29 protein-coding genes and 3 tRNA genes are annotated in these 26,650 nt (G+C 41.0%); 20 read left to right on the top strand and 12 right to left on the bottom strand.

Annotated elements, in window-relative coordinates; genetic code table 11:
• Nucleotides 1-22 precede the first annotated feature (22 nt).
• Complete coding sequence (locus B1sIIB91_RS04550; RefSeq protein ID WP_095688419.1) at nucleotides 23-733, top strand: alpha/beta hydrolase; 711 nt, start codon at nucleotides 23-25, stop codon at nucleotides 731-733.
• Here B1sIIB91_RS04550 and B1sIIB91_RS04545 read toward each other — a convergent pair.
• A complete protein-coding gene (locus tag B1sIIB91_RS04545; protein ID WP_095688418.1) occupies nucleotides 730-1,872 on the bottom strand; it encodes an AI-2E family transporter in 1,143 nt (380 codons plus the stop codon). The genes B1sIIB91_RS04550 and B1sIIB91_RS04545 overlap by 4 nt on opposite strands.
• A gap of 80 nt (nucleotides 1,873-1,952) precedes the next feature.
• Between B1sIIB91_RS04545 and B1sIIB91_RS04540 the strand changes: the two genes are divergently transcribed.
• The 5 genes from B1sIIB91_RS04540 (at nucleotide 1,953) to B1sIIB91_RS04520 (ending at nucleotide 6,089) form a co-directional block, all read left to right on the top strand.
• On the top strand, nucleotides 1,953-3,182 hold the full coding sequence (locus B1sIIB91_RS04540; RefSeq protein WP_095688417.1) for a DUF4032 domain-containing protein: 1,230 nt from the start codon (nucleotides 1,953-1,955) through the stop codon (nucleotides 3,180-3,182).
• Entirely contained in the window at nucleotides 3,179-4,060 is an 882-nt protein-coding gene (locus B1sIIB91_RS04535) for a co-chaperone YbbN (protein ID WP_095688416.1), read from the top strand. The genes B1sIIB91_RS04540 and B1sIIB91_RS04535 overlap by 4 nt, the downstream gene beginning before the upstream one ends.
• Complete coding sequence (locus B1sIIB91_RS04530; RefSeq protein WP_095688415.1) at nucleotides 4,057-5,277, top strand: MFS transporter; 1,221 nt, start codon at nucleotides 4,057-4,059, stop codon at nucleotides 5,275-5,277. The genes B1sIIB91_RS04535 and B1sIIB91_RS04530 overlap by 4 nt, the downstream gene beginning before the upstream one ends.
• 5 nt (nucleotides 5,278-5,282) lie before the next feature.
• On the top strand, nucleotides 5,283-5,513 hold the full coding sequence (locus B1sIIB91_RS04525; RefSeq protein ID WP_095688414.1) for an HVA1 family protein: 231 nt from the start codon (nucleotides 5,283-5,285) through the stop codon (nucleotides 5,511-5,513).
• A gap of 213 nt (nucleotides 5,514-5,726) precedes the next feature.
• The gene (locus B1sIIB91_RS04520) at nucleotides 5,727-6,089 is read left to right on the top strand and encodes a hypothetical protein (RefSeq protein WP_095688413.1); all 363 of its coding nucleotides are present in this window, start codon (nucleotides 5,727-5,729) and stop codon (nucleotides 6,087-6,089) included.
• 202 nt (nucleotides 6,090-6,291) lie between these two features.
• Here B1sIIB91_RS04520 and B1sIIB91_RS04515 read toward each other — a convergent pair whose 3' ends face one another.
• Complete coding sequence (locus tag B1sIIB91_RS04515) at nucleotides 6,292-6,555, bottom strand: hypothetical protein (RefSeq protein ID WP_095688412.1); 264 nt, start codon at nucleotides 6,553-6,555, stop codon at nucleotides 6,292-6,294.
• Between the two features lie 52 nt (nucleotides 6,556-6,607).
• Between B1sIIB91_RS04515 and B1sIIB91_RS04510 the strand changes: the two genes are divergently transcribed.
• The 3 genes from B1sIIB91_RS04510 (at nucleotide 6,608) to B1sIIB91_RS04500 (ending at nucleotide 9,121) form a co-directional block, all read left to right on the top strand.
• On the top strand, nucleotides 6,608-6,871 hold the full coding sequence (locus tag B1sIIB91_RS04510; protein ID WP_095688411.1) for a hypothetical protein: 264 nt from the start codon (nucleotides 6,608-6,610) through the stop codon (nucleotides 6,869-6,871).
• A gap of 328 nt (nucleotides 6,872-7,199) precedes the next feature.
• The gene (locus B1sIIB91_RS04505; RefSeq protein ID WP_150123736.1) at nucleotides 7,200-8,588 is read left to right on the top strand and encodes a hypothetical protein; all 1,389 of its coding nucleotides are present in this window, start codon (nucleotides 7,200-7,202) and stop codon (nucleotides 8,586-8,588) included.
• Complete coding sequence (locus tag B1sIIB91_RS04500; protein ID WP_095688409.1) at nucleotides 8,585-9,121, top strand: hypothetical protein; 537 nt, start codon at nucleotides 8,585-8,587, stop codon at nucleotides 9,119-9,121. The genes B1sIIB91_RS04505 and B1sIIB91_RS04500 overlap by 4 nt, the downstream gene beginning before the upstream one ends.
• Nucleotides 9,122-9,295: 174 nt before the next feature.
• On the opposite strand, the gene B1sIIB91_RS04495 is transcribed toward B1sIIB91_RS04500, so the two are convergent.
• The 7 genes from B1sIIB91_RS04495 to orn form a co-directional block, all read right to left on the bottom strand.
• The gene (locus B1sIIB91_RS04495; RefSeq protein WP_095688408.1) at nucleotides 9,296-9,487 is read right to left on the bottom strand and encodes a hypothetical protein; all 192 of its coding nucleotides are present in this window, start codon (nucleotides 9,485-9,487) and stop codon (nucleotides 9,296-9,298) included.
• A 384-nt stretch (nucleotides 9,488-9,871) separates the two neighbouring features.
• The gene (locus tag B1sIIB91_RS04490; RefSeq protein ID WP_150123735.1) at nucleotides 9,872-10,330 is read right to left on the bottom strand and encodes a hypothetical protein; all 459 of its coding nucleotides are present in this window, start codon (nucleotides 10,328-10,330) and stop codon (nucleotides 9,872-9,874) included.
• Nucleotides 10,331-10,544: 214 nt separating this feature from the next.
• The gene (locus B1sIIB91_RS04485) at nucleotides 10,545-11,300 is read right to left on the bottom strand and encodes a tyrosine-type recombinase/integrase (RefSeq protein ID WP_095688406.1); all 756 of its coding nucleotides are present in this window, start codon (nucleotides 11,298-11,300) and stop codon (nucleotides 10,545-10,547) included.
• A 98-nt stretch (nucleotides 11,301-11,398) separates the two neighbouring features.
• A tRNA-Lys gene (locus B1sIIB91_RS04480) sits at nucleotides 11,399-11,471 on the bottom strand.
• Between the two features lie 74 nt (nucleotides 11,472-11,545).
• Nucleotides 11,546-12,025 carry an inorganic diphosphatase gene (locus tag B1sIIB91_RS04475; protein WP_095688686.1) on the bottom strand — a complete coding sequence of 160 codons (480 nt, stop codon included), beginning with the start codon at nucleotides 12,023-12,025 and terminating at the stop codon, nucleotides 11,546-11,548.
• 55 nt (nucleotides 12,026-12,080) lie between these two features.
• Nucleotides 12,081-12,156: transfer RNA gene (locus tag B1sIIB91_RS04470), tRNA-His, on the bottom strand.
• Nucleotides 12,157-12,224: 68 nt separating this feature from the next.
• Entirely contained in the window at nucleotides 12,225-12,773 is a 549-nt protein-coding gene (gene orn, locus B1sIIB91_RS04465; RefSeq protein ID WP_095688405.1) for an oligoribonuclease, read from the bottom strand.
• A 107-nt stretch (nucleotides 12,774-12,880) separates the two neighbouring features.
• Between orn and pstC the strand changes: the two genes are divergently transcribed.
• The 5 genes from pstC (at nucleotide 12,881) to B1sIIB91_RS04440 (ending at nucleotide 18,802) form a co-directional block, all read left to right on the top strand.
• Nucleotides 12,881-13,861, top strand: coding sequence for a phosphate ABC transporter permease subunit PstC (pstC, locus tag B1sIIB91_RS04460; RefSeq protein WP_095688404.1), 981 nt, complete (start codon nucleotides 12,881-12,883; stop codon nucleotides 13,859-13,861).
• Nucleotides 13,862-13,863: 2 nt separating this feature from the next.
• The gene (gene pstA, locus B1sIIB91_RS04455) at nucleotides 13,864-14,925 is read left to right on the top strand and encodes a phosphate ABC transporter permease PstA (protein WP_095688403.1); all 1,062 of its coding nucleotides are present in this window, start codon (nucleotides 13,864-13,866) and stop codon (nucleotides 14,923-14,925) included.
• Complete coding sequence (gene pstB, locus B1sIIB91_RS04450; RefSeq protein ID WP_223298582.1) at nucleotides 14,922-15,866, top strand: phosphate ABC transporter ATP-binding protein PstB; 945 nt, start codon at nucleotides 14,922-14,924, stop codon at nucleotides 15,864-15,866. The genes pstA and pstB overlap by 4 nt, the downstream gene beginning before the upstream one ends.
• A gap of 109 nt (nucleotides 15,867-15,975) precedes the next feature.
• On the top strand, nucleotides 15,976-17,160 hold the full coding sequence (locus B1sIIB91_RS04445; RefSeq protein WP_095688402.1) for a substrate-binding domain-containing protein: 1,185 nt from the start codon (nucleotides 15,976-15,978) through the stop codon (nucleotides 17,158-17,160).
• Between the two features lie 229 nt (nucleotides 17,161-17,389).
• On the top strand, nucleotides 17,390-18,802 hold the full coding sequence (locus B1sIIB91_RS04440; protein ID WP_095688401.1) for an NAD(P)/FAD-dependent oxidoreductase: 1,413 nt from the start codon (nucleotides 17,390-17,392) through the stop codon (nucleotides 18,800-18,802).
• A gap of 6 nt (nucleotides 18,803-18,808) precedes the next feature.
• On the opposite strand, the gene B1sIIB91_RS04435 is transcribed toward B1sIIB91_RS04440, so the two are convergent.
• Nucleotides 18,809-18,882 (bottom strand) — tRNA-Arg (locus tag B1sIIB91_RS04435).
• A gap of 55 nt (nucleotides 18,883-18,937) precedes the next feature.
• Here B1sIIB91_RS04435 and ettA point away from each other — a divergent pair.
• Genes ettA through B1sIIB91_RS04415 form a run of 4 tightly spaced genes read left to right on the top strand, consistent with a single transcriptional unit; the run spans nucleotide 18,938 to nucleotide 22,641 of the window.
• On the top strand, nucleotides 18,938-20,605 hold the full coding sequence (gene ettA, locus B1sIIB91_RS04430; protein WP_095688400.1) for an energy-dependent translational throttle protein EttA: 1,668 nt from the start codon (nucleotides 18,938-18,940) through the stop codon (nucleotides 20,603-20,605).
• 13 nt (nucleotides 20,606-20,618) lie between these two features.
• Complete coding sequence (locus tag B1sIIB91_RS04425) at nucleotides 20,619-21,023, top strand: acyl-CoA thioesterase (protein WP_095688399.1); 405 nt, start codon at nucleotides 20,619-20,621, stop codon at nucleotides 21,021-21,023.
• Entirely contained in the window at nucleotides 21,023-22,273 is a 1,251-nt protein-coding gene (locus B1sIIB91_RS04420) for an MFS transporter (protein ID WP_095688398.1), read from the top strand. Before B1sIIB91_RS04425 ends, B1sIIB91_RS04420 begins: the two co-directional genes overlap by 1 nt.
• A complete protein-coding gene (locus B1sIIB91_RS04415) occupies nucleotides 22,270-22,641 on the top strand; it encodes a globin (protein WP_095688397.1) in 372 nt (123 codons plus the stop codon). Before B1sIIB91_RS04420 ends, B1sIIB91_RS04415 begins: the two co-directional genes overlap by 4 nt.
• Here the strand turns inward: B1sIIB91_RS04415 and B1sIIB91_RS04410 are convergent.
• The gene (locus B1sIIB91_RS04410; protein WP_095688396.1) at nucleotides 22,631-23,200 is read right to left on the bottom strand and encodes a mechanosensitive ion channel family protein; all 570 of its coding nucleotides are present in this window, start codon (nucleotides 23,198-23,200) and stop codon (nucleotides 22,631-22,633) included. The two genes, B1sIIB91_RS04415 and B1sIIB91_RS04410, sit on opposite strands and share 11 nt — an antisense overlap.
• A 129-nt stretch (nucleotides 23,201-23,329) precedes the next feature.
• Between B1sIIB91_RS04410 and B1sIIB91_RS04405 the strand changes: the two genes are divergently transcribed.
• Together B1sIIB91_RS04405 and B1sIIB91_RS06060 are read left to right on the top strand one after the other, a co-directional pair.
• A complete protein-coding gene (locus B1sIIB91_RS04405; RefSeq protein ID WP_095688395.1) occupies nucleotides 23,330-23,854 on the top strand; it encodes an HNH endonuclease in 525 nt (174 codons plus the stop codon).
• Nucleotides 23,854-24,027, top strand: a complete 174-nt coding sequence (locus tag B1sIIB91_RS06060) for a hypothetical protein (RefSeq protein WP_018227237.1) — start codon at nucleotides 23,854-23,856, stop codon at nucleotides 24,025-24,027. Before B1sIIB91_RS04405 ends, B1sIIB91_RS06060 begins: the two co-directional genes overlap by 1 nt.
• Nucleotides 24,028-24,039: 12 nt before the next feature.
• On the opposite strand, the gene pepN is transcribed toward B1sIIB91_RS06060, so the two are convergent.
• Complete coding sequence (gene pepN, locus B1sIIB91_RS04400) at nucleotides 24,040-26,580, bottom strand: aminopeptidase N (protein ID WP_095688394.1); 2,541 nt, start codon at nucleotides 26,578-26,580, stop codon at nucleotides 24,040-24,042.
• Between the last annotated feature and the right edge of the window lie 70 nt (nucleotides 26,581-26,650).

Here is a 26,650-nt window from a genome sequence, read left to right as displayed (position 1 = left end):
AGGGTAAGAGTAAACTCTTTTCATGCCAGAGTTAATCCGCCCTTCAACGGTGCTGCCAGCTAATCGCAGCCTAATAACCATAAGAACTAGCGATGGGCTTGATCTAATTGGTGAGGTTGCCACCCCAATTGGTGAGATAACCGGCTCACTTCTAATGCTTCACCCAAATCCTTCAGGTGGGGGCATGATGGATTCACACATATATAAAAAGGCAGCAAACAGATTACCTGCTATGGCAGGTATTCAAATAATTAGATTTAACACAAGGGGTTCAACAAGTGAGGCAGGAACAAGTGATGGTGAGTATGACTCAGGTAAGAGTGAAGAACTTGATGTATTAGCTGCAATTAATTACTGCTTTGATGAGTTAAATGTAAAGGATCTATATCTAATTGGTTGGTCTTTTGGCACAGAGCTTGCTCTTCAATATGGCAGGGATAAAAGAATCAAAGAGTTAATTCTTTTAAGCCCTCCGATGTTATCAACAACGCAGGTGGACTTAGATTTTTGGGTAAAAGATGGCCGGCCAATTACCGCTTTAATCCCCGAACTAGATGAGTATTTAACACCGGATGCTGCCAAGAAAAAATTTGCCAGTATTTCAAATCTTAAGCAGATTGATGTTAAAGATGCTAAACATCTTTGGGTGGGTGAGCCAATGGTGGCCTTAGTATTAAGTGAGATTGTAAAGATTATTGCGCCAAGCAGATTGCCGCTACCGACCGAGGTTTAAGACTGATCAGCTCTTGGAAAAACTACCTCATCGATTATAAGAAGGACAGCGGCTGCAATTGGTACTGCAAGTAAGCCGCCAATTAAGCCAAGTAGAGATGTGCCAAGAAGGGCAGCGATAATTGTTACAAGTCCTGGAATAGCCAGGGACTTTCGCATTATCTTTGGCGTAATCACATAATTTTCAATCTGAACATAAATAATATAACTACCCAGTGCTACTAAAGCAGTTGTTGGAGATTTTGTTAATGAAACTAAAGTAACAATGCTCATTCCAATAAAGTGGCCAACTAGTGGGATAAAACCACAAACTAGCACCACCATTGCAAGGGGTGCGGTGTATGGCATACCAATTATTAATCCCATAATTAAAATAAATAAAGCTGCCAGGATTGCAATTATTCCTTGCCCACCAACGAAGGAGCCAACTCTTGCAATAATTGCATTACTTAACTTTGATACTCGATCACGGCGCGTAGCGGGCACAAACCTTAAGCTAATCTGCACAACCTGCGGAAGAGCTGCTAGAAAATAAAGGGTTAGAACTAAAATAGTAAAGGTAGAGACCAAGCCTGAGACAACTGCTTTACCAACACCAATTACGCCACCAAAGGCTGTGATTGCAAACTGTCCATCTTTAATTACTGAATCAACCCTGGTTTGCAAAGAGTCAATCACGCCATACCTATTGTTTAGATCATTAATAAAGGCGTTGTTGTTTAAATCTTTAACTAATTGTGGAGCGTTATTAACTAATTGATTACCTTGATCAATTAACGGCGAGGCAGCGATTGAAATAAAAGCTGCTACAAATAAAAGTACTAGGCCCATTACTGCGCCAACAGAGGCTCCTCGTTTTAAGCCACGGTTTTGGAAAAAGAGAACTGCTGGGTTTAAACCAGCTGCTAGAAACAGTGAGATGATAATTAAAATAAATACGGCGCTCGCTGATGCAAGTGCTTGCAGCAAGGTAAAGGCTATTAATGCTCCAGCTGTGACCATAAAGCCGAAGTAGAAAGGATTACTAGTACTTACTGGATTACCGGCCTTGCCGTAATCAACATCAGTTGCCACTTTTTTCTTTCCCCTGCGAAGTGCTGGAAATTTCACATCAATTTTTGGTTTACTAAATCTGGCCATAAGAAGAATTTTAACCTTTTTTTAACTCTCTTATATGACTTGATTAGTGGCTAAGTAGTTAAATAAGGGAGAATACTGGGGTGAGTGGACTAAGAATTAAGGGTTTAGGTGAGGAAATAGCCACCTTAGCTAACCTGCCTTGGGATCAAAGCCTTGAGAACTGGCCAGAGGATGAGGTGCTCACCGGCATGCGCGGTATCTCTCGCCACGTTGTTAGGTTAATTAGATCTAATCCAAATAAAAGTAATAGTGAGATCTATGCAGTTAAAGAGACAGTGCCTGAGTTTGCAAATCGTGAGTACACATTGCTTAGAGATTTAAATCAAAGAACAGCGCCATGTGTTGAACCAGTTGCAGTAATTGAGGGCAGAGTTGATGGGCAAGGCAATGAATTACCATCTGCCTTAGTTACAAAGTACCTACCGTATTCACTGCCATACCGAGTGATACTAAGTGGTGAGGTAGAACCAACTGAGATTTTAAATATGGCAAACGCTCTTGCATTACTTTTAGTAAGACTTCACCTACTGGGATTTTGGTGGGGAGATTGTTCACTATCTAATACATTATTTAGAAGAGATGCTAATGATTACGCTGCCTATCTAGTGGACGCTGAAACTGGTGAGTTTCAAAAATCTTTAAGTGATGGTCAGCGTGAGCATGATTTAGAGCTTGCTCACTTCAATGTGGCAGCAGAGCTAGAAGATTTAGCGACAGCTGGGGTTTTATCAGAGGATATAAATCCAATTAGAGCCTCCGATGGTGTTATTAAAAGATATAAAAGATTGTGGAAGATACTTAAAGAGCCACAAATACTAGACGCGCAAGATCGACAAGCGGTTGAGCGAGCAATGCGTGCTTTGCAGGATTTAGGTTTTGCAGTTGAAGAGGTTGAGGTAAGTACAACAGGGGATAAAGGATTTATTAAATTTCAACCAAAATTAGTAGCTGCTCGTTATCACGCTAACCGACTTGAAGAGTTAATGGGACTACAAACTGAGGAGCTACAAGCAAAGCGATTACTTGCCTCATATGATCGATATAAAGCACGTGAGTTTGCACCTTCTATCCCTAACTCAGTTGTAGTTAAGCAGTGGCTAAGTGATGTATTTAAGCGAGTGGTTAATCAGGTGCCGGATAATTTAAAGGGCAGAGTTGCCCCTGCTCAGCTATTTCATGAAGTTCTTGAGAATCGTTGGTATCTGGGGGAGAAACTAGGTAGAGATGTTGGGCTAGATTTTGCTACTGCTGACTATATTGAAAAAGTATTGCCCTACCGAATGGATTCAGGAGTAGTGATCTCTAGATGAGTTTTAACAAACCAATGCCAGGGGGTGCTAACTTCGGCAACGCCTTTGATCTTTCTTCTTTAAAAAAACCAACCGCAGATCAATTGCCAACTGTTGGCATCCCAGTTACGCAAGAGAATCTAGTTTCAGGCTTCGTTAGTAAATCTAAAGAAAAGGTAGTGGTATTACTTGCTTGGTCTACAAGGAGTACGCAATCAAAGGAAATTTTAGAAACATTAGGCAAGTTAATGGCGGCAGATAAAGATACTTGGATCCTTGGCACAGTAGATGTTGATTCCCAGCCACAAGTTGCCCAAGCGCTTCAAATAAAATCAGTACCAGTTGCAATTGCAATTATTGCAGAGCAGCTGTTGCCGCTTTTTGAATCAGTACCATCGGCCGATCAAGTGCGGTTAGTAATAAATAAATTACTAGAACTTGCTGCCCAAAAAGGTGTTGGTAGCGCGCCAAATGGACCAACTGAAATTCCAATGGAGGCAGAGGAGGAGGCAGCCTATGCTGCAATGGAAAAAGGAGATTACAAAGTAGCAAAGAATTCCTATGAAGCCTGGCTTAAAAGAAAACCAAATGAGGCGGTAGCAATAGTTGGCTTAGCCCAAGTTAATTTAATGCTGCGCATTGATGGCCTTGATCCAGTATTAACTCTTAAAAATGCAAAAGATGATGATCTAAATTCTCAGTTAATGTGCGCTGATATTCAAGTTGCCTCCGGGGACTTAAGCGGTGCATTTGATAGGTTACTCGTAGTGATTAAATTAAAAAAAGGTGATGAGGCAGATAAAGCTAAGGCGCATCTAATTGCGCTCTTTAATCTAGTAGATCCAACTGATCCAAGGCTGGTTAAAGCCCGTAGTGAATTAGCAAGTGTGTTGTTTTGATTAATTTTGATAAGAGTAAATACTCAACTAAAGAGTATCTCTATCTAAGCGCTATTTTCTTTTTATTTGGTGTATCAATTATGTCACTGGCTCCTAGAACGCCAGATTTAAAAGCTAACTTAAATATTAACAATGGCACCTTTGGTACCCTACTTAGTAGCGCCTCAATTGGATCAATTATTATGTTATTAATTGGCGGTCAGATTGTTCACAGAATTGGTACAAAAAAAGGGCTACGAATTGGCTCAACTATTGTGGCGCTCTCCTTTATTACTCTTGTGCATACACAGTCACCAATTGTGTTTTTATTTGTAAATATCGCAGCAGGTGCTGGTATATCTCTTTATCACATTTCATCCACTGGCCACACACTTCACAGGCAAGATGAAGTAGGCCGGATAATAATTCCTAAACTACATGGCGCTTGGGGGTTTGGTGCAATGAGTACGGCAGCTATTGCCTTTGCCATCTCAACTCATATCACCGTTGCTTGGCACATAACAGTTCTAATGATTGCAGTCTTTACCCTTACCCAATTTGTTATAACAAAGCTAACTCCCACCTTTCCAGTATCTACAGATAGTGATGATGCCTATCAATTAACCTCAATAAAACAACTTAAATTTAAGATTGATTGGTTTATTGCTATCGGCTTCTTTTGTGCATCAATTATGGAGTTCGCTATTGCTGATTGGGCTACCTTGTTTGGTAAAGAAGAACTGGGCATGGGCGCATCAGTTGCTACCTTGTGTTACCTAATTTATATATTTGGTTTAGCAGTAGGCAGGTTTTCAATTGGTTGGGCTCTTAACTTTCAAAGTGAGCGGTTTTGGATAAAGACCAGCGGTAGTATCGGTGGAGCAGGATTTATCTTGATGATAATCTCATCATTACTCTTAGTTGATAGTAATAGATCACTCGGTTACACCCTTGCCTTCTTTGGTTTTCTACTCGCCGGTCTTGGCTCCTCAGCTATGTCGCCAATTTTCTTCTCAATTGCAGGCCGTCTTTCAAATGGTAGAAATGCAATAGCAGTTGCTCAACTTAGCTTTGTTAATACCAGCATGATCTTCTTTGCTAAAACTGTTTTAGCTTGGATTGTTCAACTTAGTTCAATAACTGTGGCGCTATGTATCACAGGGCTTGCAATGTTCACCATGCTCTACTTTGGAAAGATTGGTTCAAATGAGCGCACCCCAACGGCAAAGACTTTATAATAGTTATGTTTAGAGCCGGCTCCATAGTTACTTGGAATCATCGAGGTGGGCGTGCTAGTGGAAAAATTATTAAAATCACTCGAGGTGGTAAATTAAAAGTACCAAAATCATCCCTTACCTTAAACACCAGCGCAGATGATCCAGCGGCTTTAATTAGGTTAATTAAAGATAATAAATTAACCACCATTGTGGTGGGCCATAAGTTAAGTTCTTTAAAACCTGCACGTGGGTTGTGAGGGACTCGAACCCCCGACCCGGTGATTAAGAGTGGGTTAGTTGTTTCTCGCTAAAGCTGCGAGACAACCAACCACACTTCCAACCCGGCTTACGCCTGGTTGTTAAGTCACCGTGCTCTACCAACCATCCTTCGCTAACAAGTATTACATACATTTACTGAAATAAATAGGTTGCTAAACGGCCAGGGAACGGACAAGAGATAAACTTACTTTATGAAGAACCTAAGAGTTTTAGCCCTAGTACTAGGTGTTTCAACTCTTTCACTGAGCCTTGTCCTCCCGCAGATGTATTCCTTTCTTAATCGCATAGATGCAAAGCGGCATATTGATTTAGGTTGTAAAGCATTTGCATCAGACTGGGGAGGAAAAGATTCTGTAAATGTTGGAGTTTTCCAAACTGAATTTTCTCTAGCAGCTTTAGCTGACCCAGTGTATTTACCAGTTGCTAAAGCTAGCGATGCATTAGATGCAAGCCGCGAACAGTCAGTAAGGGCTGGATTTGAAAGAGAATGGATTGATGCACTGGGAACTATTCAAGGCCTTTGTCAGTCTTACTATGGTTGGGACGATAAGTAACCCCACCTTATTTAATTTCCTTTCACTCCTATTAATACACCCTAACTAGAAATATCTCCTAAAGTGAGAGTTGGGGCGATTAGATTTCAGACCTACCCAATATGACCTGCAAGCTCTAAACCTCTCCCAACTCGGCACTATTTACCCCTTTAAAAGGTTTCTGTAGGGATGGTGTAAAAACCAGCAAGTTATTACAAGTGATTTATTGCCAAGTAACTAACTTAGCCTTTAAGGAAGCAATTATCTCTGAGGAAAAGCATTCCTCATTTTCTAATCCGTAATATATTGCTTTCAAACTAGCAAATCTTTGCTCTTCATAACCAATTGCAGCTTTAGCCTCAGCAGCGAGTTCGCTAAATGTCAATGAAACCCCATCGCAAGCATTGCTTTCCATTTCTCCACTTGAGCAGCTTGGCAATAACAGCAGCCCAGCAATTACAAAGGGGGTTAGAAATACTCTTGGCATAGACCAAGGGTAGTCCTTAAGAGCTGTCAGTGGTGGGTAGCAGAATTCAGGTATGAGTTCACCGCAGAGAAAGTACAGAGTTACCAAAAGATTTAATCTTGATTTTGAACTTGTTGTGTGGGGAAGTAATGAGGATGAGGCTGTTCTAGCGGCTGACTCAGCAGAGATTAGCTCCTGGAATGAGTTTGATTCATCTTGGGAATTTAAAGACATCTCTCAGGTTAGCTACCTTTCTTTGGTAGAGGAGAGTAATGAGCCAGAGATAGTTAGGCCTGTCATAAAGATTTGGGAGAGAACTCAAGCGCAAAGTATTTGACCCAGGGTTGTTTAATCTGCGCTTGCTCTATATGTATATAGTCTGCCCAAAATTTTCTGTTACAAAGGTCGGTGCTTAGGGGCAGAATAGGCTTATGCCAGTAAAGACAGATTCTAAAAAGGCAATTGCGATAATGAATCGTGCTGGACTAAAACCACTAGAAACATATAGTGGGAATATTAAACCCTGGAAATCTAAGCACTTAAAATGTGGGCGAATTGTTTATCCTACTTTGAACTCAATTAAAAGGGGCCAAGGTCCTTGCAAGTATTGTGCTGGCAAAGCGGTCTATCCACCCGATGCGGTGAAGCTATTTCTAAGTAAGGGATTGAAGCCAGTAGAACCATATCCTGGCGATAACAAAAAACCCTGGCGAAGTATTCATATCGCTTGTGGCAATGAAGTCAGTCCTAAGTATGCGATTGTTGCTCGTGGTGAAAGTATGGGATGTCATCACTGTAGTGACCAATTTGTTGACCCAGATGAGGCTTACCAATTTTACCTATCTAAAAACTTGCAACCATTAGTTCCTTACCCAGGGACAGCAAAGCCTTGGAAATCTATACACATAATTTGTGGCAGTGAAGTTAAACCGAGATACACACATATCAAATCTGGAAGAGTGGGCTGCCTAGTTTGTTCTGGAAATGTCCCAATAACACAAGCAAAAGCATTTACATTTTTCAGAAGCAAAGGACTTGAACCAAAGGAAAAATTCAAAGGTCCTCATAAACCTTGGAAATCAGTTCATATTGAATGCGGCAGAACTGTTTCACCTCGTTGGGCAAATGTGCAACAAGGACACGGCGTGTGCGAGTACTGCTCAGGAAAAAAAGTTGATATGAAAAAAGTGAAGCAATTACTCAAAGAAAATAAATTAAAACCCCTAGTTCCTTACCCAGGCAATAAAGTCAATTGGCGTTGCATCCATCTACCTTGTGGAAGAGAGGTCGCCCCAAGTTATGGTGCTCTAAATGGTGGGCAAGGACCGTGTGATTTCTGCGGAAAAAATATGGTTGGTAAAGATGAAGCCTATGAACTCTTAAAGAAAAATAAATATAAGCCTCTTACTAATTTTCCTGGTGGCTCAAAATCTTGGCTCTGTATACACACCGTATGTGGAACAAAGGTGGAGGTGAGGGCTGCATATTTAAGAAGAGGAAATGTTGGCTGTAGCTTTTGTGCTGGAACTAAGCCCATAACTGCAGCTCAAGCAAATAAAATGTATAAATCTCGTGGCTTTAAACTATTGGAACCATTTACAAATGTAAGAACGCCTGTTAAATCTATTCACTTAGTCTGTGGTAAAAAAGTGTCGCCCACGTATGGCTCTCTGAGAAGTGGAAGTGGCTGCAAGTACTGCTCAATTGGTGGTATTAATTTGCTAGCTCCAGCTTACTTGTATTTGATTACTCACAATTCACTGAATAGCCACAAGATTGGAATAGGTGGAATTGATTCATCAATGGATAGATTAGAAAAGCATAAAAAACAAGGATGGAAAACTTATCGTCAACTTGATTTAGATACAGCAGAAGAAGCCTATGAAATTGAACAAGCAGTTTTAACTTGGCTGCGATATGACTTGGGTTTGCAACAGTATTTACTGTCTGAACAAATACCACAAGGTGGTCATACTGAAACAGTAGATGCCTCAGAGATAGACCTACCAACCATCTGGGCAAAGGTAGAGGAATTGAGTAGGGTGAAGAGATGAAGAAAAGCGCTGTTGACACTGAACCAATAATTACAGAGTTAGTAACAGTGATTTTTCAAATTGAATCTCAATTAAAAATTATTCAAGAAGCTTTCAATCAGAATCAAGTTAGTGGGGAAAAGCTCAGGGATAAAATCAAAAAAATCAGGTCTGAAGGAAAAGATGTACCATCAAAATTAGATGACAATATGAATACTGTACTTTGTTTAAGAGAATGGCACTGGAATTACATTGAAAGATTTGAGCGATTTAATTACGAGACAAAATCAATCTATCTGGATTTTGATAAAATAGAAAATAATCCAGGATTTCTTGGTAAATCAAAACGAAAGAAGATTCTAGAAGATGCTGGCAACGCTGTTCTTCTGGGGCGCACCTATATTGAAACACTTGGAGATGTGTTTGACGGAAATTATTTAGCATTAATCCCAGGTGAAGAGATTAGGAATGAAGCTTTAAAATTAATGAGTACGAGACTTGGAGCTGCAAGTAAAGCCCGGGGCGACGATAAATTGCCTTGGTCAAGAAAATAGAGGGTGTGATGAGTTAGATGGAGCTCACCCTGCTCTTAAAGAAGATGGGCTAGATGGACTAGGAATTACTTCATAGCCGGTGGCCATACGTTTAATTGGTTGTTACTGAACTGTACAATCAATTAATCCTGTGAATAATTAACCTAAAATTTATCTCCAAATCGGAGTGAAAATTTACTCTTTTGGGGGCTTTCCAAAAAATCCATTAGCCATCTTGGTGATAAATTCACGCTGCTCTTCTTTGCTCATCTCACTAAGCGGCTTATTGGCTTTAGTCCAGTGGAGATTTTGTTTTGGAGAAAGGTCGCGAACTATCCCATTTCGCTTATCAAAATACTTACCTAGTTGAATCCAAAACCATTTCATAGTTGAAATGTAGTACTAGAACTCCTAGTAAGCACCTAGTCATCTACTAGCCCTTGTTCTGATAGTTATGCACCAACTTAAAAGTGCTGACTGGCTGAGAATCAGTGGGTCTTTTATGCGTAAAGGCAGGTCAAATATAGTTTGACCCAGGGATATTAAACTTTTGCCTGAATGAGTGCGAATGTGAGCATTTAGAAAACTTCCCTAGTGCTGCCCCTAATCCTGCCAACAAGCCTTTCGTTTGAACTTCAGGCTTGTTGCATCAGTGTTCCTAGTCGAAAACTAAAAGCCTAGTAACGCGTTTTTCAAGGGCGGCAAGGCGCCAGCCGCGCCGCTGTAGTTTCCTAGAGACACTGTAAGTATAAATTCTTTTCAACCTTCGGACTATCCAGAGGAAATATCAACTGCAAAAGTCTTATTCTCAATTAGGGATAACCTACCTTTGGATTTCTTAAGGCTTAGCACTCGGTCTCGCAAGCCCCCGGGCACATGGACCTCACCGCCACAATTTCGGTGATAATCACAAGACTCAGCCCTTCCAATTTCGTAGGCATAAACATTTTTAAAGCATGCCTTACACATTCCAACTATCGGGAAATAACCATTGGAAATTTGCTTCATAACTTTGATGTTATAGGCATAGTCTTGAATGAAATATTCATTTGTATTCGCTCGTGTTTTTGTTTGCTTACTTCTTTTAATTCCTATTATGCATAGTGCTTCAAGAGTTTTTAGACCACTTGCTACAGATTTACGAGACATTCCTGTATTGAGTTCTAATCCGTCGTAACTTACTCGAACCCAATTTTCACCTCTTCCCATATGCAGGCATAGAGCGTCCAAGACCCTAGCTGCCTTGTACTCCCTATTTGCAATTAGATGCCTTTTAGCTGGTATTGGACTCAAATAATAAGAGCTACCTTTACCTGTATAAATTTTTTGTCTAACTAAAACTGCCGTGAAAATAACTACCTCTCTAACTCAGTCCCTAGGTAAATTCTTTACCAAAAAGCCAAGTGGCGCAAATTAGATTTGGCAATAGTCAATTGCCAACTGTTTAAACATTTAGGAGTAAGTAATTCTTAAGTTTTTCACCAGTATCATTAATTTCACTATCCAACACAGATGTATATACACGTAAGGTCATCATTGGGTCAGAGTGACCTAGCAATTTCTGAGCTGTAGTAACGTGGATACCTTGGGTCTTAAGTAGATAGGCATAGGTTCTCCTAAAACTATGAACAGTTACCCCGTGCTTGTTGGCGCACTTTTGCATTGGCTTATATGTCATAGGAAGTGGCTTAAACCAGCCAAGATAGGGGACTTTTCTAACACTAGTCTTTGATTTACACGGACCATTTACAGTTCTAGATACAAATACAAAATCATCCCTGATATCTGCTTGGGTAATTGCTGCAGCCTCAGACCACCTGAGTCCGTGTAAGGCTAGGAATCTAACCTGGTGGTTATATCTACCCCAATCCCTAGCATCAACATCCTCCCAGACTAGAAACTTCTTCTCAGATATTTGAATAGGAGCGGTCCTTAAACCATCTGCTGGGTTGTTACTACACACCTTGTATAACTTAGCCTCGCGATAGATGGTCTTAACCAACATCAAACAATGCCTTGCAGTTTGTGGTGGCAGTGAGATTAACTTCCTTTGAAGTACTACAACATCAACCTCATCTAGGCTCATGGAGCCAATCACAGGCATTAGATGACGTTTATATAACCGCTTGTAATCGTGGAGTGTTTTAGGTCTAACATTTACAACATTCCAAACAGTATCTACCCACTCATTAACTAACATTTTCTCTTACCTTCCCTGAAGGAAGGACTCACTGATTCCTACTCACCAAGTCTTGCGACTTTTTAGAGTAGTAAGTCAGTCTCACTTACGCTCATAAGTGGGTTGTGAGGGACTCGAACCCCCGACCCGGTGATTAAGAGTCACCTGCTCTACCAACTGAGCTAACAACCCGGCTTTTTATTACTGCCCGACCCTATCAGCGATTTACTAAAGGTAAATTCGCAGTTAGGTTTTCCTATTTATTACTACTTTTTATAACGCTTATAGGAGGCGTTTATTTCATCCTCTGCTGCCTTTTGATCTACCCAATCACCACCGTGGACCACTTTGTTTGGTTCTAGTGATTTATAGACCTGAAAGAAGTGTTTTATTTCTTCAAGCTCAAAGCTTGGTAGATCTGAGATATTAGTTAAATAATCTTTTCTGATATCACCTGCTGCAACACAAAGTAATTTATCATCCCCACCTGCTTCATCACTCATGCGCAGCATGCCAATTACTCGACATGAGACCACACAACCTGGAAATGTTGGTTCATCTAGCATCACTAGTGCATCTAGTGGATCACCATCGAGTGATAATGTATTTTCAACAAAGCCGTAATCATATGGATAACGAGTAGATGTGAAGAGCATTCGATCTAATCTAATCTGACCAGTCTCATGATCGATTTCATACTTATTACGAGAGCCTGCTGGAATCTCAATTACAACATCAAAGATCATCGGCTTCATTTATCTCTCCTATGTGTAATTAATTACTAACTCTTTGCCAAATTAGTGGGGTGAGCGACGGGGCTCGAACCCGCGACATCCCGGACCACAACCGGGTGCTCTACCAGCTGAGCTACGCCCACCATGTTTTGCAAAGGCAATGATACGGCAAATACCAAGTACTTCTTTATACCTATTAATTACTGCCTGGTTAGGGAAGAAATATTGCGCTGCGGTAGTAATCAAGCTCTGCAATTGAGTCTCTGATATCACCGAGTGCTCGATGATTTCCATCTTTAGCAGGGGCTGAGAAGTAGGTTTTAGGGTGCCATCTTCTTGCTAACTCTTTAATGGTTGAGACATCAATAGTTCGATAATGCAGATACTTATTTAATAGGGGTAGATCTCTAGCGATAAAGGCTCGATCAACATAGACAGAGTTACCAGCCAGTGGAGATTTACCTTCGACAGGTGCGTATTTTTTTAGATAGGCGATGATCGCCTCATCTGCTTTATCTAAAGTTGTCCCATTTGGGATCTCTTTAATAAGTCCAGAGTTAGTATGCATATCTATTACAACCTGTTGCATGTTAGCTAATTTCTCCGGATCACACTTAATAACTAGATCAACTCCAGTGCCTAATACATTTAGTTGGGCATCAGTTACCAGGACGGCAATCTCAACTAGGGCATCATTTTGAATATCTAGCCCGGTCATCTCACAATCGACCCAGATTATGTTTGGAAGATCAGCGCTCATATGGGTTAAGCCTATTGGGTCACCTGCCCGTGTGATTTCACCTTTCGTTCACCTTGTTTTAACCCTGCGTCCTCATAAATAAACTCACAGCACAGCATTATTCCTCTATGACAACCACTCTTCCACAGGCAAAGAGTGCGCCAATACCTAGAGTAATAACCACCCAGCCAAGATTTACTGACAAAGTATTTAGGGGTGTAGTTACATCTGGTGGCTTATTTTCACTAGCACTTTTAGGTTTAATTGGATTTTTCTTAGTTTATAACGGCTTTGAAGCAATACGAGCAGCTGGCTTGGGATTCATAACTGGCTTTGATTGGGTGGACGCTATACCGGAGGAAGGTCAACCTGCAGCTTATGGAGTTGGCGCAATGCTGTACGGAACAATTGTTACTGGAATTTTAGCGATGATTATGGGTGTGCCAATTGCAGTTGGTACCGCATTGTTTTTATCATATTACGCACCGCAGTGGCTAAAAAAACCAATGGTGGTAGTAGTTGATGTTATGGCAGCAATCCCATCAATTGTTTACGGATTATGGGGTTACTTTGTTTTAATGCCGCATGCAGAGTACTGGGCTAAATTAATTCACAAGTACTTTAGCTTTATTCCATTCTTTGATATGCCAGCACCAGTATTTACTAGATCACCTTTTATTGCAGGCTTAGTGTTAGCAATCATGATTACACCAATCGTGACTGCGGTAGCACGGGAAGTATTTGCCCAAACTCCGTTAGAGCGAATCCAGGCAGCCTACGCACTCGGTGCTACAAAGTGGTCAATGATTAAAGCGGTGGTAATTCCTTATGGTCGCGGTGGTGTGATTGGTGGCGCCATGCTTGGTTTAGGCCGAGCCCTTGGTGAAACAGTTGCTGTTTACACAGTACTTAACTTAGTTTATGACATTCGAATTGAAGTTTTACTAAGCGCTGGTGGGTCAGTGGCATCTATGATCGTTAATAAATTCGGGGAAGCTGATCGAGTTGAATTACAAGCATTAATGGCAGCCGGCTTTGTTCTATTTTTAGTTACCTTAGCGGTTAACTTTCTAGCCAACGCTATTATTAATAAGACGGCGAGAGAGTAAAAATGAGCCAAAGTGTCTTGCTGGTTAAGCCAGAGCATCCTTGGAAGCTAACTCCAAAGGACTTAATTACTGATTTACTTGGGGCGTTATTTACAGTTGTTGCAACCTTGGCAATTGTTGGCTTTTCACCATTAAAAGGTAAATTAGGATTTGCTTTGACATTAATTTTTATGTCAATAATTACTGCTACAGCAGTTAGCTGGATCAAAAAAGATCGTAAGGCTGCGGTAAATTCCTCCACCACAGTATTGGTTTATATTGCGGCATCATTTGTCATTATCGCTTTAGCTTCAGTTTTATATGAAATTATCAGATTAGGTGCTTCACAATTATCACCAGGTGCAATGTTCACTCAAGATATGTCACAAACAGCCTCAGAATCTGAACTAACTGAGGGTGGATTAATACATGCGGTGATTGGAACTGCCTACATCGTTACCTTTGCAACCGTGCTCTCCACACCAATTGGTATTTTAACCGCGCTTTATATAGTTGAAGTTAAAGGTCGATTTGCTGGACTAGTTAGATTTTTCGTACAAGCAATGAGTGGTGTGCCATCAATTGTTGCTGGATTATTTATTTTCGCGGTCTGGATGGTGCAGTTAGGAAATGCATATAGCGCCATAGCCGGTGCCTTTGCGTTAACAGTTTTAATGATTCCAACTGTGGCTAGAACCTCTGAAGAGGTATTAAAACTTATTCCAAGTGATCTTCGTGAAGCTGGTTTAGCTTTAGGTGCTACCCAGTGGCGCACAGTTGCCATGGTGGTCATACCAGCAGCAAGGAGTGGGTTAATTACAGCGGTAATTCTAGGAATAGCTCGAGTAGTCGGTGAAACTGCGCCCTTACTTCTAACAATTGGTGGCGCTGATGCAATTAATTTAAACCCTACGCAAGGAAATATGTCAGCTTTTCCTTACTATGTTTGGAAAAATCTACTTATCGGAAGTGAGAATGCTATTAGTAGAGCTTGGCAGGGCGTTTTTGTATTAATGGTTATTGTCTTCATATTTTTTGCACTGGCTAGATACTTTGGAGCAGCTAAAGGAAGTAGGAGAAAATGAGTAATGAGAATTCACCAGAAACTCCCAATGAGCGAAAGGAAAATATGAGTCAGTTAACAGGAAAGCCGGAGAGTGGGCAAAAGAGTAGTTCAGCGCAAGATCGCAGAGTTGCCACTCATTCACTAGCAGATGTTGCAGCGGCCAGAACTGCCAAGGTGGGTAAGCCGATTGCTGGTTTAACTGGCCTAACTGCAAAAGGAATTCATGCCTGGTTTGGTAAAAAACATGTACTTGAAGATATCTCAATGGATTTCTTCTCTGGCACAGTAACCGCACTAATTGGCCCATCAGGTTGTGGTAAATCCACATTTATTCGAATCCTTAACCGGATGCATGAATTTATTCCAACTGCAGCTCTTGCTGGTCAGGTAATTCTAGATGGCAAAGATGTTTATGATCCAGGAGTAGATGTTACAAAGATTAGATTAAAGGTGGGAATGGTGTTTCAGAAACCAAATCCATTCCCATCGATGACGATTAAAGAGAATGTTTTATCTGGGCTAAAACTTGCTCAAATTAAAATTGAAAATGCAGATGAGTTACTTGAGAGTTGCTTAAGAAGAGCAGGTCTTTGGGATGAAGTTAAAGATCGATTAGATGAGTATGGCGGAGCGTTATCAGGTGGGCAGCAACAGCGCTTATGTATTGCCAGATCACTTGCGGTAAATCCACAAGTTCTACTAATGGATGAGCCTTGCTCAGCTCTTGATCCAGGATCAACACTTCGAATTGAGGAAACCATTAGAGAGTTGGCCTCTAGCATCAGTATTGTGATTGTTACTCACAATATGCAGCAGGCAGCACGCGTCTCTGATTACACAGGCTTCTTTTTATCAGATGGCGGCCCAGGTCGATTAATTGAAAGCTCATCAACTTCTGAGATATTTACTAATCCAAAGGAGAAGCGAACAGAGGATTATGTCTCTGGAAGATTCGGCTAATTTCGTTACCAATTGTTAACTTAACTAACATCATATGTTTACCTGATATGAGTCTCAAGTTCTCCTGGCCTAAGTAGTTTTTAGGCACCGATTACTCCAAGGAGGATTAATGAAGTTACAAAGAAAATTGGCAGTTACCGTAATTGCCACAGCCGCATTAGTTTTATCATCATCACCAGCTTTTGCTGGTCAGATTAATGGTAGCGGTGCAACATTCGCTCAACCACTAATTGATGTTTGTAAAGTAGAGTTTACAAAAGATACTGGCCACACCGTAAATTACACCGCAGGTGGTTCAGGAAAAGGCCGTACTGATTTCACAAAAAATCTAGTTGATTTTGCTGCATCAGATGCTGTTTACACATCAGATTTCCCTGCTAACTTAGAGTATGCACCAGTTTATGCAGCTCCAATTGCAATTATGTACAATCTTCCAACAGTTACAGAGTCAATCTATCTAAGCGAAGCAACAGTTGCTCAGATTTTCTCTGGCTACATTACTAACTGGAATGACAAATTAATTGCTGCAGACAACGAAAGAACTGTTAAGACAGTTAAATTTAAGACCAAGAAACAAACAACTAAAGTTGGTGGCAAGAATGTAACTAAGACTGTGCCAGTACTTGATAAAAAAGGTAAGCCAGTCATTGCCAGTACATCTGAGAAGGTAGTAAATATTGATCTACCAAATCAGCTAATTACTGTTTACTATCGCACTGATTCTTCAGGAACATCTGAGCAATTCGGTAAGTTTCTAAAAGGTGCTAACGCTGGAGCAAATGAAAGATTATGGCCAAAGACAGCGAGCGGTACTTTTGCTAACTCCACACCAAATAACATCTCAACCTTCTTTAACTTCCAAGGTGCATCAGGTTCAGCTTTAGTTGCAGCCGGTGTTAAGGGCAAAGTTGGCGGTATTGGATATGGTGAGGTTAGCTGGGCAACTGATAATAAATTAGGCGTTGCAAATATTAGAAACGCTGCCGGTGAGTTTATTGCTCCTGATGCTGCTGGTACCTCAGCATTTTTAGGTGGCGGAACTATTGAAGCTAATGGAAGCCTTACAGCTGATTACAAGAAGTCAATTTCAGGTGGATATCCAATAGCTACTGCTTCTTATGGCTTGGTTTATCCAGAAGCTGCAAAGAAGAATCCTGAGCAACAAAAGATAGTTGCCGCTTGGCACACATACCTACTTGAGCAATGTGCAAAGAAGTTTCCAGAAAAGGGTTATGCCCAAATAACTGGAGCTTTATACGATAAGGCGAAGTCACAGATTGCAAAGATCAAGTAAATAAGTAAAAAAGAAATCCCCCGCACACTCCTAGAGTGCGGGGGATTTTTTATGCTTAATTCTGTGTTGTTTTGGATACAACTGTTTAGTTAGAGTAAGATAAAGATGTAACTGTGACGAAAAACAGATTGCTAGATAAAGATCTGCGTTATGGGTGTGGACTCCGGAGGACCCGGGCCACTGATAATTATGCAAAGGGGTGGAATCCGGTTCACACCGGAGTCAGCCCATGCCAGCCATTAATCCAATTGTTCTTAATTCATTATCTGATCTTCAGCCGGCGCTTTATTGGTTAGATGCAGATCCATTAGAGCCTGACTCTCATTCATCCCTAACCAGTGAAATAGAAACTGATCTTTGTATTGTCGGCGCCGGATACACCGGTCTTTGGACAGCTCTACTTGCTAAAGAGCGAGATCCAAAGCGTGAGGTTGTAATAATTGAACAACGTGAGACTGGTAATGGCGCCTCAGGCCGTAATGGCGGCTTTTGTAATGGCTCTCTTACTCATGGTTTTGTTAATGGTTACACCCGCTTTGCCGATGAGATGGTAACTATTGAAAAATTAGGTAGGCAAAATCTTGACGCGATTGAGGAGACAATAAAGAAATACAAGATCGATTGTGATTTTGAAAGAAATGGTGAGCTACGGGTTGCAGTTGCCCCATGGCAGATGGCTGGTTTAAAAGAGGAAGCAGTTGCTAGAAATAAGACTGGTGATCAAGTTGAGGTGTTAAATAAAGAGCAGATTAGAGCGCTGGTTAAATCACCAATTTATGAGGGAGCACTCTTTGATCATGATGGCACGGCCTTAGTTGATCCGGCCAGATTAGTTTGGGGACTAGAGAAGGTTTGTCTCTCGCTCGGTGTGAAGATTTATGAAAACTCTAAAGTTGAGGAGTTAATCCAAGATGGTGAGCAAATAATTGTTAAAAGTGCCTATGGATCAATTAGAGCAAATAAGGTGGCTCTGGCCACCAATATCTACACGCCTCTTGTTAAGAGTGTGAAAAAGTATGTAATTGCAGTTTATGACTTTCAATTAGTAACACAGCCATTAACTGCTGAGCAGTTAGAAAGTATTGGTTGGAAAGGTAGAGAGGGATTATCCGATGCTGGGTATCAGTTCCACTACTACCGGTTAACTAAAGAGAATGAGATTTTATGGGGTGGTTATGATGCAATTTATAACTACGCTGGCAAGGTTAGATCTGAGTATGAAACTCGGCCCCTTACTTATGCCAGGCTTGCAACAAATTTCTTTAAAACCTTTCCACAATTAGCTGGAATTAAATTTACCCATGGGTGGGGTGGAGCAATTGATACCTGCTCAAGGTTTTCACCATTTTGGGGAACAGATTTCGATGGCAAAGTTGCCTACGTACTTGGCTACACCGGCCTTGGTGTTGCTACAACTAGATTTGGTGCATCCACCATGCTGGATTTATTAGATGGTATTGAAAGTGAAGCTACAGGATTGTCTATGGTTAAACACAAACCAATTCCATTTCCACCAGAGCCATTTAGATTTTTATTTATCAGGCTTACTCAATGGTCAATTACCAGGGCTGATAAAAATGAAGGAAAACGTAATTTGTGGCTGAAGTTATTAGACCGACTTGGTTTGGGATTTGATTCTTAAGTAGTGCGCGCCTGGCAGGAATCGAACCTGCGACCTAATGCTTAGAAGGCATTCGCTCTATCCGACTGAGCTACAGGCGCATTTAGTGCTTTACGAGGATAAGTCTACCGATCACAACAGGTAAGGTTTGCCTCTATGGCTGAGTTTATTTACACGATGAAAAAGGCGCGCAAGGCGCATGGTGAGAAAGTAATTCTTGATGACGTCACCTTGATGTTCTTACCTGGCGCCAAAATTGGTGTGCTTGGGCCTAACGGTGCTGGTAAGTCAACGGTGCTACAGATCATGGCTGGTATTCAACAACCATCAAATGGTGAGGCATATCTTTCACCTGGTTATACCGTCGGTATTTTATTACAAGAGCCACCGCTTAATGAAGATAAAAATGTTTTAGAAAATGTGCAAGAGGGTGTGGCTGAAACCATTGGTTTATTAAATAGATTTAATGCAATAAGTGAAGAGATGGCAAACCCAGATGCTGATTACGACAAATTACTAGCTGAGATGGGAACTCTTCAAGAGCAATTAGATCACCGTAATGCTTGGGATTTAGATTCACAATTAGAACAAGCAATGGATGCACTTCGTTGCCCACCTCCTGAAGCTGATGTGAAGGTTTTATCAGGAGGTGAGCGCAGGCGGGTTGCTTTATGTAAGTTACTTCTACAAAAACCTGATCTATTACTCCTTGATGAGCCAACAAATCATCTAGATGCAGAATCTGTTTTGTGGCTTGAACAACATTTAAGTAAATATGAAGGAACTGTTGTTGCAATCACTCATGATAGATACTTTTTAGACAATGTTGCGCAGTGGATTTTAGAGTTAGATCGCGGACGTGCTTATCCGTATGAAGGAAATTACACAACCTATTTAGAAACAAAAGAAGCTCGTATGAAGGTTGAAGGACAAAAAGATGTTAAGCGCGCTAAGCGATTAAAAGAAGAGCTTGAGTGGGTGCGAATGAATGCAAAAGGGCGCCAAGTTAAATCTAAAGCACGGCTCACTCGTTACGAAGAGATGGCAGCTGAAGCTGATAAAACTCGTAAGTTAGATTTTGAAGAGATTCAAATTCCACCAGGACCAAGACTTGGCGATATTGTGGTGGAGAGTAAAAATCTAGTTAAAGGTTTTGATGATCGAATCCTTATTGATGATCTATCTTTCACACTACCTCGAAATGGAATTGTTGGCGTAATTGGGCCAAACGGCGCTGGTAAAACAACATTGTTTAAGACAATTTTAGGAATGGAAAAAGCTGATTCCGGTGAAGTAAAAGTTGGTGAGTCGGTAAAGATTTCCTACGTTGATCAATCTCGTGGTGGTATTGATCCAAAGAAATCCCTTTGGGAGGTTGTCTCAGATGGTCTTGATTTTATAAAGGTTGGAAATGTTGAGATGCCAAGTAGGGCATATGTATCAGCCTTTGGTTTTAAAGGACCTGATCAACAAAAAATGGCTGGCGTCTTATCAGGTGGTGAGCGAAATAGATTAAATCTAGCTCTCACTCTTAAACAAGGCGGTAATTTGTTACTTCTTGATGAGCCAACTAATGATTTAGATGTTGACACACTTGGTTCACTTGAAAACGCTTTACTAGAGTTTCCAGGCTGCGCCGTTGTGATCTCCCATGATCGCTGGTTTCTAGATCGAGTTGCCACCCACATCCTTGCTTATGAAGGTGAATCAAAGTGGTTTTGGTTTGAAGGAAACTTTGAAAGCTATGAAGAGAATAAGATCTCTCGCCTAGGCATTGATGCCGCCCGCCCACACCGCGCTACCTACCGTAAATTAACTAGGTAATTAAGAGGTAATAATGAAGTACACACATAAAGCATTTGTTCGCTGGGATGATCTAGATGCATTTGGTCATGTTAATAATGCAAAGTACTTAACCTACGCACAAGAGGCCCGCTTTGAATGGGGCTACTCACAATTTGCTGAGAACAAAGAGGGCTCAGCATTAATTGAGATGGTTGTAGCTAGAGGTGAGGTTGATTATTTATTGCCAATTACTGATGGTGGCTCTTTTTATGATCTTAATTTATGGGTAGAAAGTATTGGAAACTCATCCTTTGTGATGGGCTATGAGGTAGTAAAAGGTGCTGTGGTTTATGCCAAGATGAAAACTGTGCAGGTGATGATTGATTTAGGAAGCAGAAAATCTAGGCCAATTAATGAAAATGAGCGAGAATTTTTAAATAAATACTTGGCTAATTAATGAAACAAAAAATCCACCCAGCTTGGATAGTTGCTGGCATAACCTTTGGCACTTTATTTGCTACCGCAGGGTTTAGAAGTGCACCCTCTGTTTTAATTTTGCCACTGGAGGAGGAGTTTGGCTGGCGCCGCGATGTTATCTCTGCCGCCATTGCAATAAATGTTTTACTTTATGGATTAACCGCTCCCTTTGCAGCTGCCTTAATGGATCGCTTTACCGTGCGCAAAGTGGTGATGGGCGCACTAACTGTGATTGGTGTTGGCGCATTACTGACAATTTGGATGAGTCAAAGTTGGCATCTGATGTTGCTTTGGGGAGTCGTTGTTGGAGTTGGTACTGGTTCAATGGCATTGGTCTTTGCCGCAACTATTGCAAATAGATGGTTTGTTAAAAGGCGTGGTTTAGTAATCGGAGTCTTAACTGCAGCAGGAGCATCTGGGCAATTAGTTTTCTTGCCAAGTTTGGCAAGACTTGCGCAAGATCCAGGTTGGCGCGCCTCTTCATTAATGGTTTCAATCGGTGCTTTTTTAATGGTTCCGTTGATTTATTTCTTTTTAAAAGAGGATCCACAAAGTGTTAACTCCAAGCCATATGGGGCGAATGATGATTGGCAGCCACCAGTGTTACAAAAAGGTAATGCGGCTAAGAATGCAATCCAGGCACTTAAAGATGCCAGCAAGGTTAGAAATTTTTGGTATTTAGTTGGTTCATTCTTTATTTGCGGACTTTCAACTAGTGGATTAATTGGCACACATTTTATTCCAGCAGCTCATGATCATGGAATGCCCCAGGTAACAGCTGCTAGTTTGTTGGCATTAATTGGTGTATTTGATGTGGTGGGCACAATCTCATCTGGTTACCTAACTGATCGAATTGATCCTAGAAAACTTCTTTTCTTTTACTACTTACTTCGCGGATTATCATTATTTTTATTGCCTTCTATATTATTTTCAACAGTTCAGGCCTCTACATTAGTTTTTGTTATTTTCTACGGTCTAGATTGGATTGCCACAGTCCCACCTACCGTGATGCTTTGTAGGCAAGTATTAGGGCCAGAGAAGGGCGCAATAATTTATGGTTGGGTCTTTGCCTCCCATCAGATAGGTGGGGCTATTGCTGCATTTGGTGCTGGCTTACTAAGAGTTAAATTTGGTGATTACGCAGCTGCGTTTTATATAACTGGAATACTATGTGTGATAACTAGTTACTTTGTATTACAAATTACCTTAAAGGAAAAGGTCAATAATTGAGCCAAAGCTTTTATGAAAGAGCGGGTGGTGAAAAAACCTTTAATGACTTAGTTTCACACTTCTATGCTTTAGTTGCAGTAAATCCTATTTTGCGCCCGATGTATCCAGATAATGATCTACATGGCGCCGCGCAAAGACTTCAGATGTTTTTATCTCAGTACTGGGGCGGCCCAACTACTTATAGTGAAGAGCGAGGTCATCCGAGACTTCGGATGAGGCATGCACCATTTCATATTTCAAAAGTAGAACATGATGCATGGCTACTGTGTATGAAAGATGCTGTAGATGGTCTTGATCTTGCTGATGATTTAAGAGATGAGCTTTGGCAGTACTTAGAGGCAGCAGCTGCTGCGATGATTAACGCTTAGTGCTGTTTTTAGGTTGAGATTTATTACCAACCTTTAATATCTCACCATTTCGAAGATACCAGATTGTTCCTTTACTATCTCTAACAGTAGTAATTCTTAGTCCAACAGTTTCAACTACGCCTTGCACATCTAATACATCCACCTTATCGCCAACGCCATACTGATCCTCAACTAACATAAAAATGCCAGATAAAATATCTCGTACTAAAGTTTGTGCGCCAAGACCGAGTGCCACACCAATTACGCCAGCTGAAGCAATTAGTGGCCCAAGATTTAAACCAAATTCGGCTAAGATCATAAAGATTGCAACTAACCAGATTGCGCCATTTAATGTTGATTTTAAAACAGTACTAGTTGTCTTTGCACGCTCTTTTTGGCGAGCACCACTTCGCTTTGGTCCTGGGATTAAATCTGCATTTGCTATTCGGTTCATAAATCTAGAGATTGAGCGTTGACCAAGGAGTGAGATACTGATCGCTAAAGAGATAATAATGGTGATATTTAGCGGGGCGCCGGTGAACCAATCCAGGGCTGATTGCATATTTTGGGATATTTTCATGATGAGAAGAAAACTTTAACCCAAATGTAATTAGGAATCTGCCTTAAATGGATGTTTTTTTAGCCATTCTCAGGCAAGATATGCCCATCAGCACGAGCCACGCGCTGCCCTTAAAGGAGAAAGCTTTCAGTGTCACAAACTTTGGTACTGAACGCCACCTATGAGCCACTAGGTGTCGTATCAGAAAGGCGAGCATTGATCCTCGTCTTAAATGAGCGCGCAACAAGCGTGGAAGATTCATCGCGCATACTTAACTACGCCCGCGGCAGCATCACATTACCTGCGGTAATTAAATTAAATAAATTTGTAAAGATTCCATACCGCCATGCAGTTCCTCTATCTAGGCGAGCAATCTTTGCTCGAGATAATAATCGCTGTGTTTATTGCGGAGTAACTGCCACATCAATTGATCACGTAATTCCAAGGTCCAGAGGTGGTGGGCATAATTGGGAAAATGTTGTCTCAGCTTGTCATAAATGTAATCATGCTAAAGCTGATCGAACCTTAAAAGATTTAGGTTGGCGCCTGCGGCATACCCCACGTGAGCCAGTCGGTGCTGCTTGGAGAATTTTAGGAACTGGCAAGCCTGATCGAATTTGGATTCCATACCTTAAGCCATTTGGTGTTGAGGCAATGGGAGCGGCCAGCGCGTGATGGAAGATGGCACATTTGCTGGTGAGGGCTTAACAATCCTGCAAACCCTTACCTACTTTGTAATTGCGCCACTTTCTTTATTTATTGTTATATCTTTTTTTGCTTACATCACCGCTAAGGAAACTAGAAAGAAAAGTAAGAAAGCACCGGTAGATCTAACTCATATCCAGTAAGTAATTAAAAGCTTATTTATCTAATTCTTGAACCTTTAGCGCCCTGCTCAGTGAATCTCGGCTTTCCGAAACTAACCTGCGAAGACCGGCTTGGCCATCTTTTCCAGTGGTATTTAGCCAATTAATTGTTTTATCTAAAGTACTTTGATTGGTTATATAGATCGGATACATACCAGATACAAATGAGCTTGCTACCTCATATGACTTCTTACCCCAAATACTAAGTAATAAATCAAAGTATGGATCAACATATGCGCTAAGTAATGGCCTATGCAGTGCTCGCATAAAACCAGCAAGCTTTGCTTCACGCTGTGAGGTACTAATGTCTTCAGTAGTTATAGATTTCCAAGTCTCTGCCTTTGCATCCGCTGTTGGCCTAGCTGCTAAGGCGCTGGCAAAAGAGAGCTGACCATTTAACGTATTATCTTTTAGTAGTTGCGCAGATAGCTCTTCTTTATCCATTAAGCCACGCTCTGCTAAAGCAATTACAAAGGTCCACCTAAGATCTGCATCAACTTTGAGCCCAGCAAGTTTTCCTTCAAGTAACTCTTTAATTAAGTCATTGTGTTCGGCGCTGGAAGCAAAGCTGGTGAAGTTTCTAGCAAACTGTAATTGCAGATCACTTCCTGCTTTAGCTGCCTGCAACATTTTTTCATAGGCGTTACCAACTCTAAGTCTTGCTGAATCGCGCTTGGTTGGAGCGCTATATATCTCAACTGCTGTAGCTAGTTGAGATCCAATAGTTGTTATGGTGGCAATGTCATCTTCACCGCTAAGACCAGTTAGCGCGATTTCAATAAAATCAGAGGCGTTTATTTCAGCATCTCGCAACATATCCCAGGCCGCAGACCAGCAAAGGGCTCTAGTTAGTGAGTCACTAATCTTTCCTAAATGAGCTTTTAAAGTTGTAATTGATCTTTGATCAAATCTAATTTTTGCATATGAAAGATCTCGATCATTAATAAGAAGTAGATCAGCAACTTTTTCACCAGCTAACTCAGTAACAATAGTTTTATCACCAGCAACATCTAGCTCAACAGATTTACGAAGTATGATATTTTCACCGTTTAGGTCATATAAACCAACCGCTAATCGGTGGGGGCGAAGCTGCGTTGATCCAACTGGCATCGTGGGTGCTTCTTGAATAACTGATACTGACTTGTATATGTCATTTTCAATCTCAAGTGAGGGCCTAAGTGTGTTAACACCAGCGCTTTGTAGCCAAATTGAGACCCAACTAGTTAAATCCTTACCACTTGCCTGAGTTAACTCAACTAGTAAATCATCTAATGTTGTGTTCGCAAACGCATGCTTAGTAAAGTATTTTTGCAGCCCAGCTATGAAATTATCACGGCCAACATGTACTACTAATTGCTGAAGTACTGATGCACCTTTTGCATAGGAAATACCATCAAAGTTGCCGGCAACTGTGTCAATATCTGCCATATCAGTAACAATTGGGTGAGTAGATGAGAGTTGATCTTGCCTATAAGCCCAATTCTTTCGCTCCTGATTAAAACCGGTCCAAGAGTTTTTAAATCTTGTTGCTTCAACCATTGCTAAATATGAAGACCATTCGGCAAATGATTCATTAAGCCAAAGATCATCCCACCATTTCATAGTCACCATATTTCCAAACCACATATGGGCCATCTCATGCAAGATTGTGTTTGCTCTTGCGTTATACATCCGCTCAGTAACCTTTGATCTAAAAACTAATAAGCGCTCTAAGAAAGTTACTGCGCCAGCATTTTCCATAGCGCCCCAGTTAAAATCCACCACTGCAATCTGGTCATACTTTTCAAATGGATACTCAAGGCCAAAGACATCTTCAAAATAGGTGAAGCCTTGTTTAGTAATTAAGAAAATATCCTCTGGATCTAAGTGCTGTGCTAGTGATTTACGACAGTAAATACCAAGTGGCACACTCTTCTTACCAACATAGGTGTCACTAACGCTGTAGTAGGGGCCGGCAATTAGCGCGGTGATATAGGTTGAAATTCTAGGAGTTGGTTTAAATTTCCACTGCGTTTTATCATCTGCTAAATCAAGTTTTTCGGCAACTGGTGAGTTTGAAATTACGCTCCAGTGTTTGGGCGCAGTTGCAGTTAGGGTAAAAGTTGCCTTTAAATCTGGTTGATCAAAACAAGGATACACTTTTCTAATAAAAGCTGTCTCACCTTGTGAGTATAAATAAACCTCATTATCAACTGGATCAATAGATCTTTGCAGGCCTTCACCAGTATTTGAGTAAGGCGTACTCATTTTTATAATTAACTCATTATCTGCTGCTAAGTTCTTTAAGAAAATGCTCTCGCCATCATAATTTGAAGTATCAACTACTTGCCCATTTAAGGTTGCTGAAATAACACTTCTGCCCACCGCATCAATAAAGCTCTCATAGCCTGGCTGATTGCAAGTAAATTTTACGGTTGTTTGTGAGGTAAAGCTTTCATCCCCGGCTGTTAAATCTAAGCTAACTTGATAACTTTGCACCGCAAGGTGATTAGCGCGCTGCTGCGCCTCAGCCCTAGTTGAATTTAATCCTGGCAACTTCACTCCTAAATAAGTAAGTAATAATTATTTACTCAATATTATTACGCTATCCAAGCAGAGATTGCAG

The organism is Candidatus Nanopelagicus abundans, from assembly GCF_002288305.1.
Lineage (GTDB): Bacteria > Actinomycetota > Actinomycetes > Nanopelagicales > Nanopelagicaceae > Nanopelagicus > Nanopelagicus abundans.
This window is presented reverse-complemented; position numbering and strand designations above follow the sequence as displayed.

Coding starts and splice junctions, on each gene's coding strand:
- B1sIIB91_RS04550 (WP_095688419.1), top strand. CDS start 23: ATGCCAGAGTTAATCCGCCCTTCAACGGTGCTGCCAGCTAATCGCAGC.
- B1sIIB91_RS04545 (WP_095688418.1), bottom strand. CDS start 1,872: ATGGCCAGATTTAGTAAACCAAAAATTGATGTGAAATTTCCAGCACTT.
- B1sIIB91_RS04535 (WP_095688416.1), top strand. CDS start 3,179: ATGAGTTTTAACAAACCAATGCCAGGGGGTGCTAACTTCGGCAACGCC.
- B1sIIB91_RS04525 (WP_095688414.1), top strand. CDS start 5,283: ATGTTTAGAGCCGGCTCCATAGTTACTTGGAATCATCGAGGTGGGCGT.
- B1sIIB91_RS04520 (WP_095688413.1), top strand. CDS start 5,727: ATGAAGAACCTAAGAGTTTTAGCCCTAGTACTAGGTGTTTCAACTCTT.
- B1sIIB91_RS04515 (WP_095688412.1), bottom strand. CDS start 6,555: ATGCCAAGAGTATTTCTAACCCCCTTTGTAATTGCTGGGCTGCTGTTA.
- B1sIIB91_RS04510 (WP_095688411.1), top strand. CDS start 6,608: ATGAGTTCACCGCAGAGAAAGTACAGAGTTACCAAAAGATTTAATCTT.
- B1sIIB91_RS04500 (WP_095688409.1), top strand. CDS start 8,585: ATGAAGAAAAGCGCTGTTGACACTGAACCAATAATTACAGAGTTAGTA.
- B1sIIB91_RS04495 (WP_095688408.1), bottom strand. CDS start 9,487: ATGAAATGGTTTTGGATTCAACTAGGTAAGTATTTTGATAAGCGAAAT.
- B1sIIB91_RS04485 (WP_095688406.1), bottom strand. CDS start 11,300: ATGTTAGTTAATGAGTGGGTAGATACTGTTTGGAATGTTGTAAATGTT.
- B1sIIB91_RS04475 (WP_095688686.1), bottom strand. CDS start 12,025: ATGATCTTTGATGTTGTAATTGAGATTCCAGCAGGCTCTCGTAATAAG.
- orn (WP_095688405.1), bottom strand. CDS start 12,773: ATGAGCGCTGATCTTCCAAACATAATCTGGGTCGATTGTGAGATGACC.
- pstC (WP_095688404.1), top strand. CDS start 12,881: ATGACAACCACTCTTCCACAGGCAAAGAGTGCGCCAATACCTAGAGTA.
- pstA (WP_095688403.1), top strand. CDS start 13,864: ATGAGCCAAAGTGTCTTGCTGGTTAAGCCAGAGCATCCTTGGAAGCTA.
- pstB (WP_223298582.1), top strand. CDS start 14,922: ATGAGTAATGAGAATTCACCAGAAACTCCCAATGAGCGAAAGGAAAAT.
- B1sIIB91_RS04445 (WP_095688402.1), top strand. CDS start 15,976: ATGAAGTTACAAAGAAAATTGGCAGTTACCGTAATTGCCACAGCCGCA.
- B1sIIB91_RS04440 (WP_095688401.1), top strand. CDS start 17,390: ATGCCAGCCATTAATCCAATTGTTCTTAATTCATTATCTGATCTTCAG.
- ettA (WP_095688400.1), top strand. CDS start 18,938: ATGGCTGAGTTTATTTACACGATGAAAAAGGCGCGCAAGGCGCATGGT.
- B1sIIB91_RS04425 (WP_095688399.1), top strand. CDS start 20,619: ATGAAGTACACACATAAAGCATTTGTTCGCTGGGATGATCTAGATGCA.
- B1sIIB91_RS04420 (WP_095688398.1), top strand. CDS start 21,023: ATGAAACAAAAAATCCACCCAGCTTGGATAGTTGCTGGCATAACCTTT.
- B1sIIB91_RS04410 (WP_095688396.1), bottom strand. CDS start 23,200: ATGAAAATATCCCAAAATATGCAATCAGCCCTGGATTGGTTCACCGGC.
- B1sIIB91_RS06060 (WP_018227237.1), top strand. CDS start 23,854: ATGGAAGATGGCACATTTGCTGGTGAGGGCTTAACAATCCTGCAAACC.